The sequence below is a fragment of the Providencia rustigianii DSM 4541 genome (assembly GCF_000156395.1).
GTDB classification, from domain to species: domain Bacteria; phylum Pseudomonadota; class Gammaproteobacteria; order Enterobacterales; family Enterobacteriaceae; genus Providencia; species Providencia rustigianii.
Map to the genome: position 1 here is coordinate 26,516 of NZ_GG703821.1, position 18,410 is coordinate 44,925.

Consider the following 18,410-nt stretch of genomic DNA (forward strand, 5'->3'; position numbering starts at 1 on the left):
CCTCATTTCTGTGGATAACGGCTTTCGAGCTCTTGAACTTGCTCTGGCGTTAGCGTGGTAAAACCATGTGGACGCAATGTGATATACAAGCGTGCCGTATCTTCTAATTCTTCAGCATTAAAAAATGCTTGTCTTAAGGTTTTCCCACCCACAACAGGACCATGGTTAGATAACAAAACGGCATTATGATTAGGTGCCAATTTTGCAATTTCCTCTCCAATGCGATCGTCCCCTGGAGGTAAATATTCAATGAGCGGTAATTTTCCTACGCGCATCACGTAATACGGTGTAATCGGTGGTAGGCAATTTGTTGCATCCAAGTTAGGTAAACAGGATAGCGCCGTTAGCCAAGGTGAATGAAGATGCACCACGGCTTGGCAATCTGGACGCTGCAAATACATCGCCATATGCATGGAAACTTCTTTTGTGGGCTTATCACCATCAATCCAATTTCCTTGCGCATCAAGCTTACTCAGGCGCTCGGGAACAAGGTCGCCAAAGCTTGAATTGGTTGGCGTGACAATAATGCAACCATCAGGTAAACGAGCACTAATATTGCCTGCACCACCACTGCTGTAGCCTCGGTTAAACATCGATTTAGCCCAATCGACTAGCTCTTGGCGTAGCGTCTGTTCGTGACTACTCATTAAACATCTCCTGTGCTAACTGGAAAAAATTTTCCTGACCGAAATTTCCGGATTTCAGTGCTAACCAGTTACCATTTGCTAAATCCTGTACCCATGGCACTCCCGGTGCGATAGGCGAACCAATACTTAATTGTTCAGTCCCAAGGCTTTGAACCACTTTTCCTGAGGTTTCTCCACCAGCAATAATGAACGTGTTATAGCCTTGTTCTTCGAGTAACTTGACCACATCACCAAAGACGTTTTCTACCGCTAAACTGGATTGAGATGCACCGTATTTTTCTTGAGTTTGCTTCAATAGCTCTGGTGATTGAGTCGCATATAGCAAAGGGGCTAAACCCGTTGTTTTCTGGGACATAACCCATGCTGCCAGTGATTTCGCATACTCTAGGTTATTCAAGCACTCACCAACATCCAAAGCCTTACTTGGCGCAACTTGAAGGTAATGTTGTACTTGCTTGTTAGTCATTAACGAGCAACTACCTGACAAAATCACCGTTTTACGATGTTGCCCAGTAGGTTTGCTACCATGGCTTATTCCTGCCCCCCAAGTTGATTGACTATCAATATTGGCTATTGCAGCACCTAAACCCGACCCTCCTGTTAATAACGGCATTGACTTAGTCGCTTGAGCAATTGGCAGTAAGTCATCCATCGTCAGCGTGTCAACGACGGCATAACTCACACCTTGCTGACGTAACGAATCTAATTGTTCTTTAATTGCCGCACTTCCTGCTTGAACATCCACTAATTTGATCAGTCCTGCTTTTCCTGATGACTGCTTTTCCATCACTCTCATCAGATTTGCATCTGTCATTGGCGTCACAGGATGATGCTGCATGCCACTTTCATTAAGTAGCTGCCCATTAACAAACAAATGACCATGCACAACGGTACGACCATTTACGGGTAAAGCAGGGCAAACTAACGCTAAGTCGGTACCAAGTTGCTTCATTAGCGCGTCAGTCACAGGGCCAATATTGCCTTTTTCCGTTGAATCAAACGTAGAACAATATTTAAAAAATACTTGCTGGCAATTCGCTTTATTCTTCAACCAATCACACGCATTTACCGACGCATTTACCGCTTCATCTACTGGGCAAGAACGACTTTTTAGACTGATAACAATTGCATCCACATTGTGTGGTACTTGGGTATGCTCAGTGGGTTCATTCAGTAACTGAACCACTTTCCAGCCATTTTGAACCATGAAACCTGCGATATCGGTGGCTCCGGTAAAATCATCAGCAATCACACCTAATTTCACTGTCATGCCTTTTTCTCCGGTAAAGTAATGCCTTTAAAGGTTTTAATCACCGCACTATCATCCTGTAAGCCAAAACCTTCATTACTGGCTGAAATAAACATTTGATGTGCTGTTGCTGCTAGAGGTAATGGAAAATTCAATGCTTTGCCTGTTTCCATTACTAAACCAAGGTCTTTCACAAAGATATCAACCGAGGATTTTGGTGTGTAGTCACCATCAAGAACGTGCTGCATTCGGTTTTCGAACATCCATGAATTGCCCGCAGCATGGGTAACAATGTCATACATCACATCCAAATTAATGCCTGCCTTAGCGGCAAGAGCCATACTTTCAGCTGCTACAGCAATATGCACCCCCGCTAAAAGCTGATGGATAGTTTTTACTGTAGAACCTAAGCCAACCTCATCGCCCACGCGATATAAACGCTCTGAAATTGCATCGAATACCTGAGCAAGTTGATCGAATAGCTGCGACTCACCGGATGCCATTACTGTTAACTTACCTTCAGCTGCCTTAACGGCTCCACCGGAGATAGGCGCATCAACAAGCGGTAACTGATATGGTGCAAGGCGCGCAGCAATATTTTTAGTTTGCTCAGCGGCTAAGGTGCTATGCAATACAATAATGGTATTTGGACGAAGCTGCTCAACCAGCGGCTTCTCTCCACCAAATAGAATATTGTCGACTTGGCGACCATTAACGACCACCATCAGCAACGCATCAAGTTGTTGAGCAAATTCAATTGCACTGGCTCCAGCAGCTTTAGCGCCATACTCAAGTAACGCATTGCAAGCTTGTGGATTTAAATCGAATCCATAGGTAGGAATATTTTTTCTTATAAGAGACTGAGCTATCCCCATCCCCATGGAACCAAGGCCAATAACACCAATATTTTTCATTGTGACCCCTGATATTGTTAATTCTCGTGAATGTTGTGAATTTTCACATAACAAAATTCACAAACATATGACAATCATCACATTGACGAGAATATAAAAATCAACAATAAAAACATCAATATATTGATATTTAATGGCATTTTAAATACAGGACAACCAAACAACATTCACAACGTCATGTGATAAAATTTGTGATCTTTATACTGTTTTTCTAATATCGCGCTTTTCACTCCACTTTTATTCTCACCTAATTCTTTATTTTCATTGACGTGTGATACAAATTACTCAAAATAGCCGCCTATTAATTTTTATAAAATGTTCCATACTTTGTATTGAGCACATAATTACCTTATCGAGGAATCTAAATGGGTCTGTTTGATCAAATGTTAAGTCTGGTTGCTGGCGATAAAATGCAGCAGTTTCAATCTGTTATTGATTGGGTTGAAAACCAAGGTGGGCTTTCAGGTGTGGTCGATAAGTTTAACCAAGAGGGGTTAGGCAATATTGCAGCATCGTGGATTGGTGAAGGTGAAAATTTACCGATTGATGCTAGCCAATTAACTGAAGTATTCGGCAATTTAGGAATTGAAGAATTAGCACAGCATGTCGGGTTAGACCCGCAACAAACATCTGATTTAGTTGCTAAATACCTGCCTACATTAGTCGACGGTGCAACGCCAGATGGCGTCTTACCTGAGAATATTGACTTAGCATCTATTGGCATGAATCTACTTAAACAAAAACTGTTTGGCTAAGTTTTATATAATGAAAGCCCACTCATTCGTGGGCTTTTGCTTCCTTCATTAACGCTGATACTCATTTCTCAATTTTTTCGCGGCTTCCACCATGTTGGCTAACGCTTGGCGAGTTTCTTCCCAACCTCGCGTTTTTAATCCACAATCAGGATTCACCCATAAACGTTCCACAGGTACACGTTTCGCAGCCTTGCGCAGTAATGCCACAATCCATTCCACATTTGGTACGTTTGGTGAATGAATATCATAAACCCCCGGCCCAATTTCATTTGGATAATCAAAGTGTTCAAATGCATCCAATAAATCCATATCAGAGCGTGAAGTTTCGATGGTGATAACATCCGCATCCAGCGCAGCAATAGAATCCATAATATCGTTGAACTCGCAATAACACATATGGGTGTGAATTTGCGTGTCATCTTCGGCGATAGCAGCGCTTAGTTTAAAAGCATCCACAGCCCAAGTCAGATATTCTGCCCACTCATCACGGCGTAATGGTAGACCTTCACGTAACGCAGGTTCATCAATTTGGATAATCCCAATTCCCGCCTTCTGTAAATCATCCACCTCATCACGTAAGGCTAATGCAATCTGCTTCGCGATAGTTTCACGGCTAACATCCTCGCGAGGGAATGACCAACACAATATCGTGACAGGGCCAGTTAACATCCCTTTGACCGGTTTTTCCGTTAAGGATTGTGCATATTTGGCCCACTCAACCGTAATGGCTTCGGGGCGACTAATGTCACCAATAATCACAGGCGGTTTTACGCAACGGGAGCCATAGCTTTGCACCCAGCCATTTTGCGTAAAAATATAGCCATCGAAATGTTCCCCAAAATATTCCACCATGTCATTACGTTCGGCTTCTCCATGCACCAAAACATCAATATCTAAAATCTCTTGTTCCTTAATGGCTTGCTTAATGTGTTCACTAATGTTGGTGCGATAACTCAGTTTATCCACATTTCCCTTTTTGAAATCTAAACGTAACGTTCTGATTTCACTCGTTTGAGGAAATGAGCCAATCGTCGTCGTTGGCAATAATGGTAAATTAAAGCGTTGACGCTGACGCTCTGCTCTACTTTCGTATGCACTAGCACGCTCCACATCATTCTGTTGAATTGCGGCTAAGCGTTGAGCAACGGTTAGATTATTGACGCGAGAAGATGTCTTACGCGCACGAATTGGCGTGCTATAAGCTTCAAGTTTGGCAATATTATCCGCCGTAGGCTGGTTCAGCACTTTCGTCAGTAAGGCTAGCTCTTCACATTTTTGTAGCGCAAATGCAAACCAGCTTTTCACTTCCGCATCTAAGCGAGTTTCACTATTTAAGTCGATTGGACTATGCAACAGTGAACATGATGAACCAATCCACAATTCACGTAGACCAAGTAACGGCTTCACACGTTGGAATTTCTCGCCAAGATCCCCTTTCCACACGTTACGTCCATTAATCAGCCCGAGAGACAATACCCAATCGGCAGGTAAAGCTTGATGCAGTTTCTCAATATCATCTTTGCCAGCCACAACATCCACATGTAAACCTTGTACAGGAAGTTGCTTAATGACATCCAGATGATGACTAATACCATCAAAATAAGTGGTCAGTAGTAACTTAGTTTTACCTGATAGAGCCTGATAGGCTTGCAGATAAGCCTGTTGCCACTCAATCGGTAAATCAAGCACCAATGCAGGCTCATCAATTTGCACCCATTCCACACCTTTTTGTGCCAAACGAGACAAAATTTCCTGATATACCGGAAGTAATTCATTAAGTAATGATAATCGCTCAAAAGCTGGCCCTTTTACTTTACCTAGCCATAAATAAGTCATCGGTCCAATCAACACGGGTTTTACTTTATGACCTAATGCCAACGCCTCGTCCACTTCATCAAACAATTGCGTCCATGACAGTGAGAATGTTTGCCCTTGTTGAAATTCTGGCACGATATAGTGGTAATTAGTGTTGAACCATTTCGTCATTTCTCCCGCTGCTGCGGGCGTCCCCGTCGGTGCACGACCGCGGGCTACACGGAATAACGTATCTAAATCGATAGAGCCATCTTCATTTTGATGGCGAGGCGGCACGTTCCCCAGTAATAAACTGGTGGTTAATACTTGGTCATACCATGCAAAATCACCAACGGGTAGCAGTTCAACGCCCGCATTTTTTTGTTGTTCCCAGTGACGAGCACGTAATTGATATCCCGTTTCAAGAAGAGCACGTTGATCAATCTTGCCTGCCCAATAATCCTCTTGAGCACGCTTTAACTCTCTTTTCAGTCCGACACGTGGAAAACCAAGTATATGATTTATAACAGACATATTGACCCCTTAAAATATTTAGCCGTCTAGATGTTTACACATCCATAATCAACAGGTACTGTATAAAGCACAAGCGCAAATTATTCATCGCAAACTTGAAGGTTTCTCATGATCGAATTAAAACACTTAAAAACGTTGCAGGCGCTAAGCCAACACGGATCATTAGCCGCCACCGCAACCTACCTGCATCAGACTCAGTCTGCGCTATCTCACCAATTTAGTGATTTAGAGCATCGCTTAGGCTACAAACTGTTTATACGTAAAAGCCAACCTGTTCGTTTTACACCGCAAGGAGAAGTGCTGCTTCAGCTAGCACAGAAAGTTTTGCCAATGGTAAAAGATGCCATTCGTGTCTGTAATGAACCCAGCGTATGTGCGCTGCGCATTGCGATTGAATGCCATAGTTGCATCCAATGGCTAACACCGGCTTTACAGCAATTTAGGCAAACATGGCCGCAAGTAAATGTAGATTTTAAATCTGGTGTCACTTTTGAGCCGCAGCCAGAGCTGCTCTCAAGGGAGCTCGATATCGTCATGACCTCAGATATCCTGCCAGAGCAAGAACTACACTACACACCAATGTTTGATTATGAAGTGAAATTAGTGGTTGCCAATGACCATCCATTGGCAAAAAAACCGTTAATTGAGCCACAGGATCTGGCTGATGATACCTTGCTTCTTTATCCTGTTCAGCGTCAACGCTTTGATATTTGGCGCCATTTTTTACAACCAGCGGGGATTTCACCGAATGTAAAAACCGTAGATAACACGCTGATTTTAATACAGATGGTGGCCGCTAAAATGGGCATTGCCGCACTGCCTCACTGGGCGGTAGACTCCTTTGAAAAACAAGGATTAATTAAGACAAAAACCTTAGGCAGTGGGTTATGGAGCCGACTGTACGCTGCATGCCGTGAGGGGGAGCAGCGCCAGCCAGCGATTGAGACATTTATCAATACCGCGACTAATCACGCAGTGGAGAATTTGTCTTACGTGAAGTCGGTGCGAGGATCCAACGCTTATGCACCCACAGAGACGCAATTATCAGGCTCGAGCCTATGGTAAAACTTAGCCAATCAGGATGCTGTTGCCAGAGTGCAAAATTCACTAATAAACCAGCTGGAACCATCATGTTATTCATAATAGCAAGGGTTCCGGCATCCACTTTCGTGGCACCATAGTTCCACATAAAGTAGCCAATTCCCGACGCCGCTATCCCCAACCATAACAACACAATCCACTGTGCATTCGAGGTTGGAACTAACGCTTTATTACCAAATAGTAACCATCCAATCAGCGCAATCAATGTTGCCCCAATATAAAACCACGAAAAAGCTTGATGCTGAGGAATAGGGTGTATTTCCATCAGGCGCTTATAGCCGACCTGACCAATCGCAAAGAAAATATTCGCGAGCTGTACAAATAATAAACCTAACCAGAATGACTCACTTAAATGGTCATAACGAATGATCGCCGCCCCAATTACTGCCAGCAAAGAGCTAAATAAATACCCTTTACGTAGGCGCTGACGCTCTAAGAGGTCATAAATCAATGTCACATACAACGGTGTTAATACCGTAAAGAGTAAAAACTCTGCAACGCTAAGGTATTTATAGGCTTGGAAAACAAAGAAATACATGATCCCCAGTTGGCAAGCACCCACCAGCATGTACAGCAAAATGACTTTAGCGCTGAAGTTACGCCAACGTAGAAAAGGAAGGAAGACTAAGGCCGCAAGGCTAACGCGAATTAAGACAGATAACCAGCTATCCACCTGCCCTGCAAGGTATTCCCCAATTAGACTAAAAGACGCTGCCCATAGCAGCGTCGTTATCACCAGTAGCCACATTATTATTCAATCTCAAGCACAATTATATTTCACACAAGAATGCTCAGTAGAATACGCGTTTTTTCCGCTTAATGCTCTTTATCAATCAATACTGCTTCTAGCAAATCCAAATCCATCAGCAAGTTTTGCAGAGTCTCATTGCTGATTTTACGGGTTGCACGTAAGTGATAAAGTTCACCACGTTCAGCACGCAGTGCCGTTAAGCGGAAGCGGCGCTCAAGATCTTCAATCAGTAGATTATGCTCAATCTCATCTTGGCCTGCTGTTCGGCGTCGTAAATAACCGATGACTCGTGTCGCCACCTCATTAATATCTTCCGAATCCAACTTCTCTTCAACATCCGCAGATAAACGCTCTTGCATTTTGTTTAAGCTGACAATGGCGACTTCCGCCATTGCGGATTTAGCCATGCGGATCTCATTAATATCGGCTTCTTTATCACCCACTTGGAAGTTTCGTAGCAACAGCGGTAAAGCCACTACCCCAGCAAAGATAGAGAATAAAATGACCCCTGCCGCAATAAATACCAACTGATACCTAGCAGGGAACGGTGACCCATCCGTAAGGAATAAAGGCACCGATAGCACACCGGCGAGAGTAATCGCACCACGAACGCCTGCAAAAGAGGCAAGCCATAATTCACGAACCGTATAGTTAGCAAACTGTAATGGCTTTTTCTTCAAAAAGAGCCGACTGAATCTCTTCATCAGCCACAGCCAGCAGAAGCGTAAAAGTAGCAAAGCAAAATAGATAATTACTACCGCCGCAAACAGCATCCACGTTTCAACGCTCGGGTCTAACTCAGCTTGAATAACTGACGTTTCCCAGATCCCCGGCAATTGTAAACCGAGCATGATAAAGACTAATCCGTTGAAAACGAATTCAAGCATCGACCACACATTATCCGCTCGTAAACGCATAGCTAAAGGCGCATTGCGGATCACGCCGGATTTTGTAATTGTCATACCTGCGGCGACTGCCGCTAAAATACCAGAAAAACCGATATGCTCTGCAATCATATAGGATGCAAATGGCAGCAGTAACATAAAAACAATTTGAGTCGCAGGATCATCCCCACTCCAACGGCTCATTAAACGAAGTGATTTACTGTATAGCCAAGTAACTGCAATCCCAGCTAGCAAGCCACCGACAGCTACTTTAAAGAATTCAATAGTGACCTCAGATACACTGAAGACCATGGTTCCCATAGCAATGGCTACCGCAAATTTTAGTGCGACTAGGCCTGAAGCATCATTCATTAATGCTTCACCTTCCAGCACACTCATCATGCGCTTAGGAATGCGCCCTTTCCCGACAATAGAGGATAAAGCAACCGCATCCGTTGGTGAAAGTACCGCTGCCAATGCGAACGCGGCAATTAACGGAATACCCGGCATCAACCAATAAATTAAATAGCCAATCCCCACAACGGTCACAAGAACTAAAACCAAAACTAAAATGAATATTTCCCGCCCATTTTGGAAAAACTCGCGAGTTGGGGTTTTCCATCCGTCAACAAACAGCAATGGCGGGATCAACAGAACCATAAACAGTTCAGGGTCAAAAGTGACATGCAACCCAAATTGAGGCCATGCTAATAAAGCACCAATGGCGATTTGAATCAGAGGAAGGGGAATACGGATGGGAAGGACTTTCGTCACAACGCCAGAAACAGAGACAGCCAAGATCAAAATAAGAATAGTAAAGAAAATTTCCATGTTGCCCTTACTTATTGACTCAATGCATACCCTAAATAATGCAACTTAAAGTATAACGCGATAGCCCAAATTTTGCCTGCCGCCGCATAGTAAGAGATAGCACCGTCCAGACCATGATGTTTTCAATCAAGGCAGTAAGTAGCCGAATACATGTTATTTCACCTAATTTACAGCCTTATCTATATTCTATCCTCAACCAGCTATCTGACGGGAAAATAATTTGCACTTTGAGATTAATCGCCATAATCCATTAAAGGGTGGCAAATGCTGCCACCCCATAACTAGAATTACCTTTAAATTGCTAAGCCCGCAGCATAAAACGCTACCAAAAGAACCGCAATAACAACACTTCCGATGTTCAGCTTGCGCCATTCACCAGCAAAAATACGCCCGATAACGAGTGCAGCAAAACCTAACATGATGCCCGTAACAATATTACAAGTTAATACGATGAAAACTGCGCACAGTAAGCCAGACATAGAATCAACGAAATCGTCAAAATCTAACTTAGACACATTGCTCAGCATCAGCAAACCAACATACATTAACGCAGGTGCCGTTGCATAAGCTGGAACCAAATAAGATAGTGGTGATAAGAACAAGATAAATAAGAATAAAACGCCAACAACAACCGCGGTTAAGCCTGTACGACCACCTGCTGCGGTACCTGCGGCGGATTCAATATATACCGCTGCTGGAGAAGCCCCGATAGCACCAGCAAAAATGCTACTCACTGAGTCCGCAGTTAATGCTTTTCCACCATCAATAATTTGGCCGTCTTTATCTAGCAGATTCGCTTGTCCTGCAACTGCACGAATAGTTCCCGTCGCATCGAAAACTGCCGTCATCACTAACGCCAATACGCTTGGTAATACCGCGGCCTGTAATGCGCCCATGATGTCCATACTAAACATCAGAGACAAGCCATCTTCACCCAGTGATGGCAACTTGAAAAAGCCTTGATATTTTACTGCCGGATCAAAAATCAAACCGATAATTGAAATGGCAATAATGACCAATAAAACTCCACCTGGAACACGGCGTTTCTCTAAGCCAAAAATAACCGCTAAGCCAATCAGTGACATTAAAACAGGAAAGGAGGTAAATTCACCCAACGCCACAGGCAAGCCGGCATTTGGGTTTTTAATTACTAAGCCCACACCGGTTGCTGCGATCAACAATAAAAATAACCCGATGCCGATACCCGTACCATGGGCAACCCCCATTGGCATATTGCGTAAAATCCAGCTACGAATACCTGTTACAGAGATAAGAGTGAATAAGCACCCCATTAAGAATACTGCGCCTAAAGCCACAGGAATACTAATGTGCTGACCCAGAACCAAACTAAACGCGGTAAATGCTGTTAATGAGATTGCACAACCAATCGCCATCGGCAGATTTGCCCACAAGCCCATTAATAGGGAACCGAAACCTGCCACTAAACAGGTTGCAATAAATACCGCTGTTGGAGGAAAACCTGCTTGTCCTAACATACCCGGTACGACAATAACCGAGTAAACCATCGCTAAAAATGTTGTTAATCCCGCAATGATTTCGCGGCGTACTGATGAGCCACGCGCTGTTATCTTAAAATATGAATCCAACTTGCAATTGGATGACGCCTGCTGGCTTGCCATGGTCTACCTCTATTATTAATTTTCGAAAGTAATCTATGCCACTAATTTTACTATACAATTTTTATTGTCTAGTTATTTTCACCGACTCACTAAAAACCACGTAAACGATTACTTTTTTAATAAAGTTAACTGAACCGACATATTTTTCGATACAAAATCATGTACTGGATACAGCGCGCAATCGTTTGGCTTTTTGAATAAAATGCGGCAAATTGTGAAGGGCGTAATTATCGTTCTAAAGCGGTGGGTTAATCAAGTGTTTTATGATGCCCATAACAGCGACTAAAAACGTAAACAACGCGACTATCCCTCACAAAAAACAAGCAAATATACTTATTATTCTTCCTTATATACTCTTTGTTTAAATACAATTTTGATTATCTTGCTAGTATTCTCAATCCAAATTTGTTTATTTAAATAAATCATTTTTATAACGTATTATTTTTAATATTTATTAAATAAAAATTAAAAATAATATTACTTTATATAAACAATAACGCTTTTATTAATCCATTTAATTTTTAAAATAAAAATGTCAATTATTACTTCATTATTTAAAGCATCCGAAAAAAGAATTGTAATTCTTTTTTTCCTATTTCTACTCATTTATCTTTTACCTGGGATTTATGCTCATAGCCCATGGAAGCAAGATGAAAACTACAGTTTTGGTATTATCCAAACGATGTATGAAACAGGAAACTGGCTAGTCCCGACGAACGCAGGTGAACCTTTTATGGAGAAGCCCCCAATATACTATTGGGTAGCGACCCTGACTGCACATTTATTCTCCGGTATCATGCCACTTTATGATGCCGCTAGAAGCGCAACACTCATTTTCTCCATAATCAATTTTTCATTTTTTGTTTTACTTGCTCGTCGTTTTTTTAACGCAAAAAATTTATCCGACTCACGAATTTGGATTGCATTTGCTTTATATGCCTGCGCTCCAGGAATATTACGTCACTCCCATGAAATGTTCACTGATGTGGCATTAATGGCGGGAGCAACCATCGGTTTATATGGGTTATTAGGGCTAATTCAACAACAAAAAATTATCGCCTCTACTTGCTGGTTATCTCTTGGAACAGTTATTACAATGCTGTCAAAAGGGATATTTATTCCCGGTGTGCTATGGATTAGCTTATTTTTAGCCCCCATATTCCTAACTGAATGTCGACGAAAACAATTTTGGATACCCACCATAATTGCGGGGGCTGTCGCATTATTATTAATTCTTCCATGGCCAATTATCCTTTATCTAAAGCACCCTGAGCTATTCGTAACCTGGTTTTGGGAAAATAATATTGGGCGTTTCTTGGGCTTTTCTGTTGAAAAATTAGGCGCAAAAGCCAACCATACCCGAATACCTGCGGCGATTGCCTTTTTTGCCCTACCTTCAGGTCTGTTAGCGACCGCTTATTTTCTTCGAAATCCACTCAAACGCCTTTTCGATAAAAATGAGTATCTGGTCACTATTTTTCCATTACTGGGTATTGTATTTTTACAGCTATCCGCCAGTGGTCGAGCACTCTATTTATTGCCGTTTATTGCGCCAATGGCCATTTTAGCCTCACTGGTTATTCAGCAGTTTTCAGATAGACTTCTTCGGCTATTCTCGCACTTTGCTACCATTTTTTGGTCTTTACTGATAATTATCCTGTGGGTTTGCTATTTCATTGCGTTATCTAACCATCATCGAGAGTGGCTAACGATTTTTTCTCGCTGGCTTCCCATGACCTATCAGATGCATTTTTCTGCAATTGCATTTATTTGGGCATTATTCATTACGCTAATTTGGTGCTTTCGTAACACCATAATTCCTACCTCAGAGACAGCCTTGCAAAGCATGAAAAATTGGTTACTTGGCATGGTCACAGTATGGGGAATTATTTTAAGTTTATTCGTCGGCTGGGTGGACTATTCGAAAGGATATGAAGGGGTGTTTACTGATCTCAACCAACACCTCACGGGACAATTTACAGAGCAGGATTGTATGGCATCCGATAACATCGGCGAATCTGAAGCTCCCATGTTGTACTACTACACCGGCGTATTACATCAACGGCAGGATACCTTTGAAAAACCCGCCCACTGCCGCTGGTTGATTGTGCACTCGAAAGAGATAAAACCGGCCCCAGAAGGTATGAAAATATTTTGGGCTAACCATCGTCCTGATGAATTTCGTGAAAATTTAGTGGTTTACCGTGTCATTGAATAACTGCTTGATAAATCCCCGACAGACTATTCGGGGATTTTTTTCATTGAAATTTATTGCGATTGTTGCTGAATTGCCTGAGCACCGTATTTTTCTCGTGTAAACCATAGAAATAGCCCAGCGACTGAGATCAATAATACGGGTAATCCCGACGGCGAAATTGTCGTTGCAACACCGGCCAATAATGGACCTGAAAGGTTACCAATTCCCCATAACATAGCCGCTGCTGCGTTCGCAATAATTAGCTCGTTACCTTTAAAGTATTGACCAATTTGTACCAAGGCAATGGTATAGATTGCCCCCGCCGTTGCGCCGAGTACGAACAGTAACACCCAAATTAAATAAGTGTGGGTAATGAGTAACGGCAATAGCATGCTCGCACCTAGCGTAATAACACCGCAGATACGATACAATTTTTCTCGATTCATATGGTCAGCTAACCACCCAAACGGCATCTGCATAATGGCATCACCCGCTAATATGGCGCTAATCATTAGCGCAGCTATCGCTTCTGTATGACCCATCCCCATACCATAAATCGGGAACATGGATAAAATTGTGCCATCAAAAAAAGCAAAAAATAGTATCCCACCACAGATACCGGGAGCCACTTTAACAAATTGAATAATAGAAAAATTCGATTTTGACGCCGTTTCTGCAAGACGGTCTCCAATTTTCTGATCCATCACTAAAAATAGTGCCACTGAAATTAAATGAATCAATGTACAAATAAATAGAGGCGATTTATCTTCTACGCCGTAATACGCAATAAACGAAGGTCCTAATAATTGGCTAACTGTAAATACGGTAGTGTAAATCGCCAATATGCGTCCGCGCTTATTTTCAGATGATAATTCATTGATCCACGTCTCACCCAAACAAATCAAGACCCCACTTGCTAAGCCAGTAATTAAACGCAGAGGAAACAGTAACCATAGCGGTAAAGAGCTTAATAACGGCAACAGGCTGATAGCGGAAATAATTGTCGCAATCAACATCGCTTTGCGTTTACCGCACCATTGCACAATTCGCTGCACCATAGGGGCAATCAAAAACATCCCTAAAGCTGGTGCCGCGGATATAACGCCAATATATAACTCACTGACCCCAAAATTATTTAATCTCAGGGCGACCATTGGAATGCTAAGACCGATAACAATGCCGATGACCGCAATACTGGTTGTAATCGTAAAAATAGCAAAGGAAGCAGAACGTCGAAAGTGTTGAAAACGCTGATTGTCAGGGCTCATTTTTGTATTAATCTGCTTAATTTAAATTAATTAACAGATATAAACTCCGGAAGTTTATTATTTGATTGAAATAAAATATTATTGAAAATTCAGATAATAGAATAATGCAAAAATGATTATACCATGTATTTATTCGATAATAATAACAGACTGAAAAACCAAATTATTTTTAGCTTAACCTATATCAACAAAACATTATTTCCATATTAGCTGATTTCTGACATTTCATTTTCAAAATGATAGAATTATCAGCATAATTTAGATATCACGGAAGGTTTATTGTGAGTAACAAAATAAATATAAAAATTGGACAGAAAATACGATTGCTTCGTCAAGCGAGGAATCTCTCCCTAAATGAACTTTCTCAGCTCTCCGGGATATCTAAAGCTGCCCTGTCAAAACTGGAGTCCGGCGATTCAAACCCGCGTATCGATACTCTGGAATCTATTGCTGCCGCGCTGCGTTTTCCACTCAGTGACTTATTTACTCGTCAAAATGAATCTTACCCTTATTTTGTCAAAGCAATACCGCAAGAAGGGGATTACTTAGAGCAATTTAAATTTCGCATTAGCATGGGAAATGTATCCGAAATTTGGCAACTTAGTATGAAAAGAGGGGCGATTATTAATAGCCCTGCCCATATGAGCGGAACTCATGAACACATCATGCTGCATTCCGGTTCGTTAATGTTACGTTTTAATAATGAGCAGAATATGGTTTTAGATGCGGGGGATTTTTATGCTTTTAGTGGCGACTTGCCCCACTCTTATTTATGCATTGAAGGGGATTTACACGCAACGGTTGTGATGACCTATTCCCATTTAAGTGATGGTGTTTAATTATCAGCCCACAACGATTGTAGGCTGATAAATTCAATTAAGAATTACTGCAAATAATTCTGCATGGTTTCGAAGACTCTGAGGTCATCACTAAAACGCACTTCACGCACGTCTTCCAACTTTTCTACCTGATTCACCATCTGAGATAAACGGTCGTCTTTTTCAACTAACAGCCAAATGCGGCTTTCATCTCTGCCCTTAATTGGCAAACATAAAATAGCGTCAACGTTAAAAGCCCTACGCGCAAATAGCCCACAAATGTGGGACATGACGCCTGGGTGGTTACGAACAATTAATTCTAAGGCGATTGGGTGATTTTCAAATTCCATAATTACGCTCCGATCATATCAATGTTAGCAGCTCCAGGAGGAACCATTGGATATACCTTCTGATTCACATCGATCAGGGCATGAATTAAACAAGGGCCTTTAGTATTCATCACCGCGTCTAACGCCATCTCAGGGTCGGCTTCATGATTTAAATCGCAAGTTTGTAAACCAAAACCCGCTGCAATTTTAATAAAATCAGTTTGGTATGGATAAGCCGCAGCAAAAATACGATTTTCAAAAAATAAATCTTGCTGCTGATGTACCATTCCCAAGGCTTGGTTGTTCATTAAAACAATTTTGATATTTAATTGATGCTCAGCTGCGGTGGCTAATTCCTGAATATTCATCATCAAGCTACCATCACCTGAAAAACAAACAATCGTTTTATCGGGATTGGCCAATGCGGCTCCAATTGCCGCTGGTAAACCAAATCCCATGGTTCCCAATCCCCCCGACGTTAACCATTGGCGTGGACGCGATAGCGGATACACCTGAGCCGCCCACATTTGATGCTGTCCAACATCGGTGGTCACTATCGCTTCTTCACCCGCGGCACGCGCGGTTGCTAATACCAAACCATAATGATCCAGTGGATCTTCCGCATTCGCTAAATTTAATGGATAGTTTTTCTTCAAGTCACTAACTTGTGCAATCCACTCTTCGCGATCATCGCGTTCAATCAAAGGTAATAATAATTCTAAAATTTGCCCTGCATCTGCATGAATAGCGATATCTGGGCGCTTAATTTTACTGATTTCAGCTTTATCAATATCAACGTGAATAATTTTTGCATTCGAGCAAAATTTCTCCGCCTTACCAATCGCACGATCATCAAAGCGTGCTCCGATAACAATCAATAAATCCGCTTCCTCCATGATCATATTCGTGCTGCGCGCCGCATGCATTCCTAACATTCCCAAATACAGCGGATGACGCATCGGGATCGTCCCTAATGCCATCAATGTCATCGTGGTCGGTAAAGAGGCTTTTTCTGCAAATGCTATCGCTGTTTGCGTAGAGTTAGAGCTAATAACACCGCCGCCAAAGTAAAGTACAGGACGCTTAGCGTGGTTAATCATTTCTGCCGCTTGGATAACTTTTTCCATATCAAAACTTGGTGTTTTATCCTTCGGCATGACATCAGGTAACGCCTCTAATTGAATCGTCGCGGTCTGAACATCTTTAGGAATATCAATCCATACGGGACCCGGACGCCCCGACTCTGCAATACGGAAAGCTTCACAAATAACGCCCGGCAATTCTTCAATGCTACGGACTAAATAATTATGTTTAGTCACTGGAATTGAAATTCCGTAGGTATCGACTTCCTGAAATGCATCCGTACCAATCATAGAGGAAGAAACTTGAGCCGTGATACAAACTAGTGGAATAGAGTCCAATTTTGCATCTGCAATGGCCGTGACTAAGTTAGTCGCACCGGGGCCACTGGAAGAGATACATACCGCAGCCTTTCCCGTTGTACGAGCAATGCCTTGAGCGATAAAACCAGCACCTTGCTCATGACGAGCCAATATGTGGCGGATTTTTTTACTTTGACCTAATGCATCATAGAAAGGCAATGCTGCGCCACCGGGAATTCCGGAGACGATTGTAATTCCGTGTTTTTCCAGCAAATGGACGATTAATTCTGCACCTGTGTAACAGGTTTTTTGTGATGATGTATTGCCCGACTCGCTCATAATTTTTTCCTTCACTAGCCTGCGGAACTGAGCTTTGGGTCATAAAAAACCCCGCTCGGTTTGCGCCGGCGGGGTTTCTAAATCGTGTGATTTGTTCCCGTTACGGCGCTATGCCCACGACCACCACCACACGCACGACTACCGCGGCCAGTGGCGCGGTAAGTAGTAGGTTTGAACGGTTAGCGGTCATTTTCACGGGATCTTCCTGTAATTAAATTAGTCTAGCTAAATTCTGTCTGATTTTTTCATTATTGTGTTTGCTGCATCTAAGAAACCATAAAAAACTAATCCCCACAACCCTTTTTTCTATTTTTCTTGGTTGTGGATGCTAAACGAGACATTCATCACATGCTCATGTAAGAATGTCATTTTAACTTTATAATCTTCAGTAGAAAAAATTAAAGCCCTTAAAATTAAGGGCTTTAATCAATGATATCAGTTATCTAAAATCAATTTTAGAACGGAATATCGTCATCGAAATCCATTGGTGGTTCATTAGTTTGAGGTGCAGGTGCTTGAGTACGTGCAGGAGCTGCGCCGCCGCCACTGAACTGTTGAGCCGCTGCTGGCTGTTGTGGTTGACCCCAACCGCCTTGCCCACCTTGACCTTGTGATGGCGCATCACCACCACGACCACCCAGCATCTGCATTGAACCGCCGATGTTCACAACAACTTCGGTGGTGTAGCGATCTTGACCGCTTTGGTCTTGCCATTTACGTGTTTGCAATGAACCTTCAATATAAACTTGTGAACCCTTTTTCAGATATTCACCGGCAACTTCAGCTAATTTGCCGAAAATCACAACACGGTGCCATTCTGTTTTTTCACGCATTTCACCGGATTGCTTGTCACGCCAACTTTCAGAAGTCGCCAGAGTCAGGTTAGCTACAGCTCCGCCGTTAGGCATATAACGGATTTCTGGATCTTGTCCTAGGTTACCGATAAGAATTACTTTGTTTACGCCTCTGCTGGCCAT

General features: G+C 42.4%; 16 protein-coding genes. 4 read left to right on the forward strand and 12 right to left on the reverse strand.

Going from position 1 to position 18,410, the window contains the following annotated elements; genetic code table 11:
- Nucleotides 1–2 precede the first annotated feature (2 nt).
- Genes otnC through ltnD form a run of 3 tightly spaced genes read right to left on the reverse strand, consistent with a single transcriptional unit; the run spans nt 3 to nt 2,810 of the window.
- The gene (gene otnC / locus PROVRUST_RS16075) at nt 3–647 is read right to left on the reverse strand and encodes a 3-oxo-tetronate 4-phosphate decarboxylase (protein ID WP_006815948.1); all 645 of its coding nucleotides are present in this window, start codon (nt 645–647) and stop codon (nt 3–5) included.
- The gene (gene otnK / locus PROVRUST_RS16080) at nt 640–1,917 is read right to left on the reverse strand and encodes a 3-oxo-tetronate kinase (protein ID WP_006815949.1); all 1,278 of its coding nucleotides are present in this window, start codon (nt 1,915–1,917) and stop codon (nt 640–642) included. Before otnK ends, otnC begins: the two co-directional genes overlap by 8 nt.
- On the reverse strand, nt 1,914–2,810 hold the full coding sequence (gene ltnD / locus PROVRUST_RS16085) for an L-threonate dehydrogenase (protein ID WP_006815950.1): 897 nt from the start codon (nt 2,808–2,810) through the stop codon (nt 1,914–1,916). Before ltnD ends, otnK begins: the two co-directional genes overlap by 4 nt.
- Nucleotides 2,811–3,175: 365 nt before the next feature.
- Between ltnD and PROVRUST_RS16090 the strand changes: the two genes are divergently transcribed.
- Nucleotides 3,176–3,565 (forward strand): YidB family protein, encoded by a 390-nt coding sequence (locus PROVRUST_RS16090; protein ID WP_006815951.1) that lies wholly within the window; start codon nt 3,176–3,178, stop codon nt 3,563–3,565.
- A gap of 48 nt (nt 3,566–3,613) precedes the next feature.
- Here the strand turns inward: PROVRUST_RS16090 and metE are convergent, their stop codons facing one another.
- Nucleotides 3,614–5,893 carry a 5-methyltetrahydropteroyltriglutamate--homocysteine S-methyltransferase gene (gene metE, locus PROVRUST_RS16095; protein WP_006815952.1) on the reverse strand — a complete coding sequence of 760 codons (2,280 nt, stop codon included), beginning with the start codon at nt 5,891–5,893 and terminating at the stop codon, nt 3,614–3,616.
- Nucleotides 5,894–6,001: 108 nt separating this feature from the next.
- Here metE and metR point away from each other — a divergent pair, with 108 nt between their 5' ends.
- Nucleotides 6,002–6,958, forward strand: coding sequence for an HTH-type transcriptional regulator MetR (gene metR, locus PROVRUST_RS16100; protein WP_006815953.1), 957 nt, complete (start codon nt 6,002–6,004; stop codon nt 6,956–6,958).
- Here metR and PROVRUST_RS16105 read toward each other — a convergent pair.
- From PROVRUST_RS16105 to PROVRUST_RS16115, 3 genes are all read right to left on the reverse strand, one after another.
- Nucleotides 6,858–7,742 carry a carboxylate/amino acid/amine transporter gene (locus tag PROVRUST_RS16105; RefSeq protein WP_006815954.1) on the reverse strand — a complete coding sequence of 295 codons (885 nt, stop codon included), beginning with the start codon at nt 7,740–7,742 and terminating at the stop codon, nt 6,858–6,860. The two genes, metR and PROVRUST_RS16105, sit on opposite strands and share 101 nt — an antisense overlap.
- 68 nt (nt 7,743–7,810) lie before the next feature.
- Nucleotides 7,811–9,460 (reverse strand): Na+/H+ antiporter, encoded by a 1,650-nt coding sequence (locus tag PROVRUST_RS16110; protein ID WP_006815955.1) that lies wholly within the window; start codon nt 9,458–9,460, stop codon nt 7,811–7,813.
- Between the two features lie 293 nt (nt 9,461–9,753).
- Entirely contained in the window at nt 9,754–11,100 is a 1,347-nt protein-coding gene (locus PROVRUST_RS16115; protein WP_006815956.1) for an NCS2 family permease, read from the reverse strand.
- Between the two features lie 532 nt (nt 11,101–11,632).
- On the opposite strand from PROVRUST_RS16115, the gene PROVRUST_RS16120 reads away from it, so the two are divergent.
- Complete coding sequence (locus tag PROVRUST_RS16120) at nt 11,633–13,318, forward strand: ArnT family glycosyltransferase (protein ID WP_006815957.1); 1,686 nt, start codon at nt 11,633–11,635, stop codon at nt 13,316–13,318.
- 50 nt (nt 13,319–13,368) lie between these two features.
- Here PROVRUST_RS16120 and PROVRUST_RS16125 read toward each other — a convergent pair whose 3' ends face one another.
- The gene (locus tag PROVRUST_RS16125; RefSeq protein WP_006815958.1) at nt 13,369–14,565 is read right to left on the reverse strand and encodes an MFS transporter; all 1,197 of its coding nucleotides are present in this window, start codon (nt 14,563–14,565) and stop codon (nt 13,369–13,371) included.
- A gap of 281 nt (nt 14,566–14,846) precedes the next feature.
- On the opposite strand from PROVRUST_RS16125, the gene PROVRUST_RS16130 reads away from it, so the two are divergent.
- Nucleotides 14,847–15,404 (forward strand): helix-turn-helix domain-containing protein, encoded by a 558-nt coding sequence (locus PROVRUST_RS16130; RefSeq protein WP_006815959.1) that lies wholly within the window; start codon nt 14,847–14,849, stop codon nt 15,402–15,404.
- Nucleotides 15,405–15,448: 44 nt separating this feature from the next.
- Here PROVRUST_RS16130 and ilvN read toward each other — a convergent pair whose 3' ends face one another.
- The 4 genes from ilvN to PROVRUST_RS16145 form a co-directional block, all read right to left on the reverse strand.
- The gene (gene ilvN / locus PROVRUST_RS16135; RefSeq protein ID WP_006815960.1) at nt 15,449–15,733 is read right to left on the reverse strand and encodes an acetolactate synthase small subunit; all 285 of its coding nucleotides are present in this window, start codon (nt 15,731–15,733) and stop codon (nt 15,449–15,451) included.
- 2 nt (nt 15,734–15,735) lie between these two features.
- Nucleotides 15,736–17,433 carry an acetolactate synthase large subunit gene (gene ilvB, locus PROVRUST_RS16140; protein ID WP_039855720.1) on the reverse strand — a complete coding sequence of 566 codons (1,698 nt, stop codon included), beginning with the start codon at nt 17,431–17,433 and terminating at the stop codon, nt 15,736–15,738.
- A 100-nt stretch (nt 17,434–17,533) separates the two neighbouring features.
- The gene (gene ivbL / locus PROVRUST_RS19790) at nt 17,534–17,623 is read right to left on the reverse strand and encodes an ilvB operon leader peptide IvbL (RefSeq protein ID WP_112837526.1); all 90 of its coding nucleotides are present in this window, start codon (nt 17,621–17,623) and stop codon (nt 17,534–17,536) included.
- Between the two features lie 265 nt (nt 17,624–17,888).
- Entirely contained in the window at nt 17,889–18,410 is a 522-nt protein-coding gene (locus tag PROVRUST_RS16145; RefSeq protein ID WP_006815962.1) for a single-stranded DNA-binding protein, read from the reverse strand.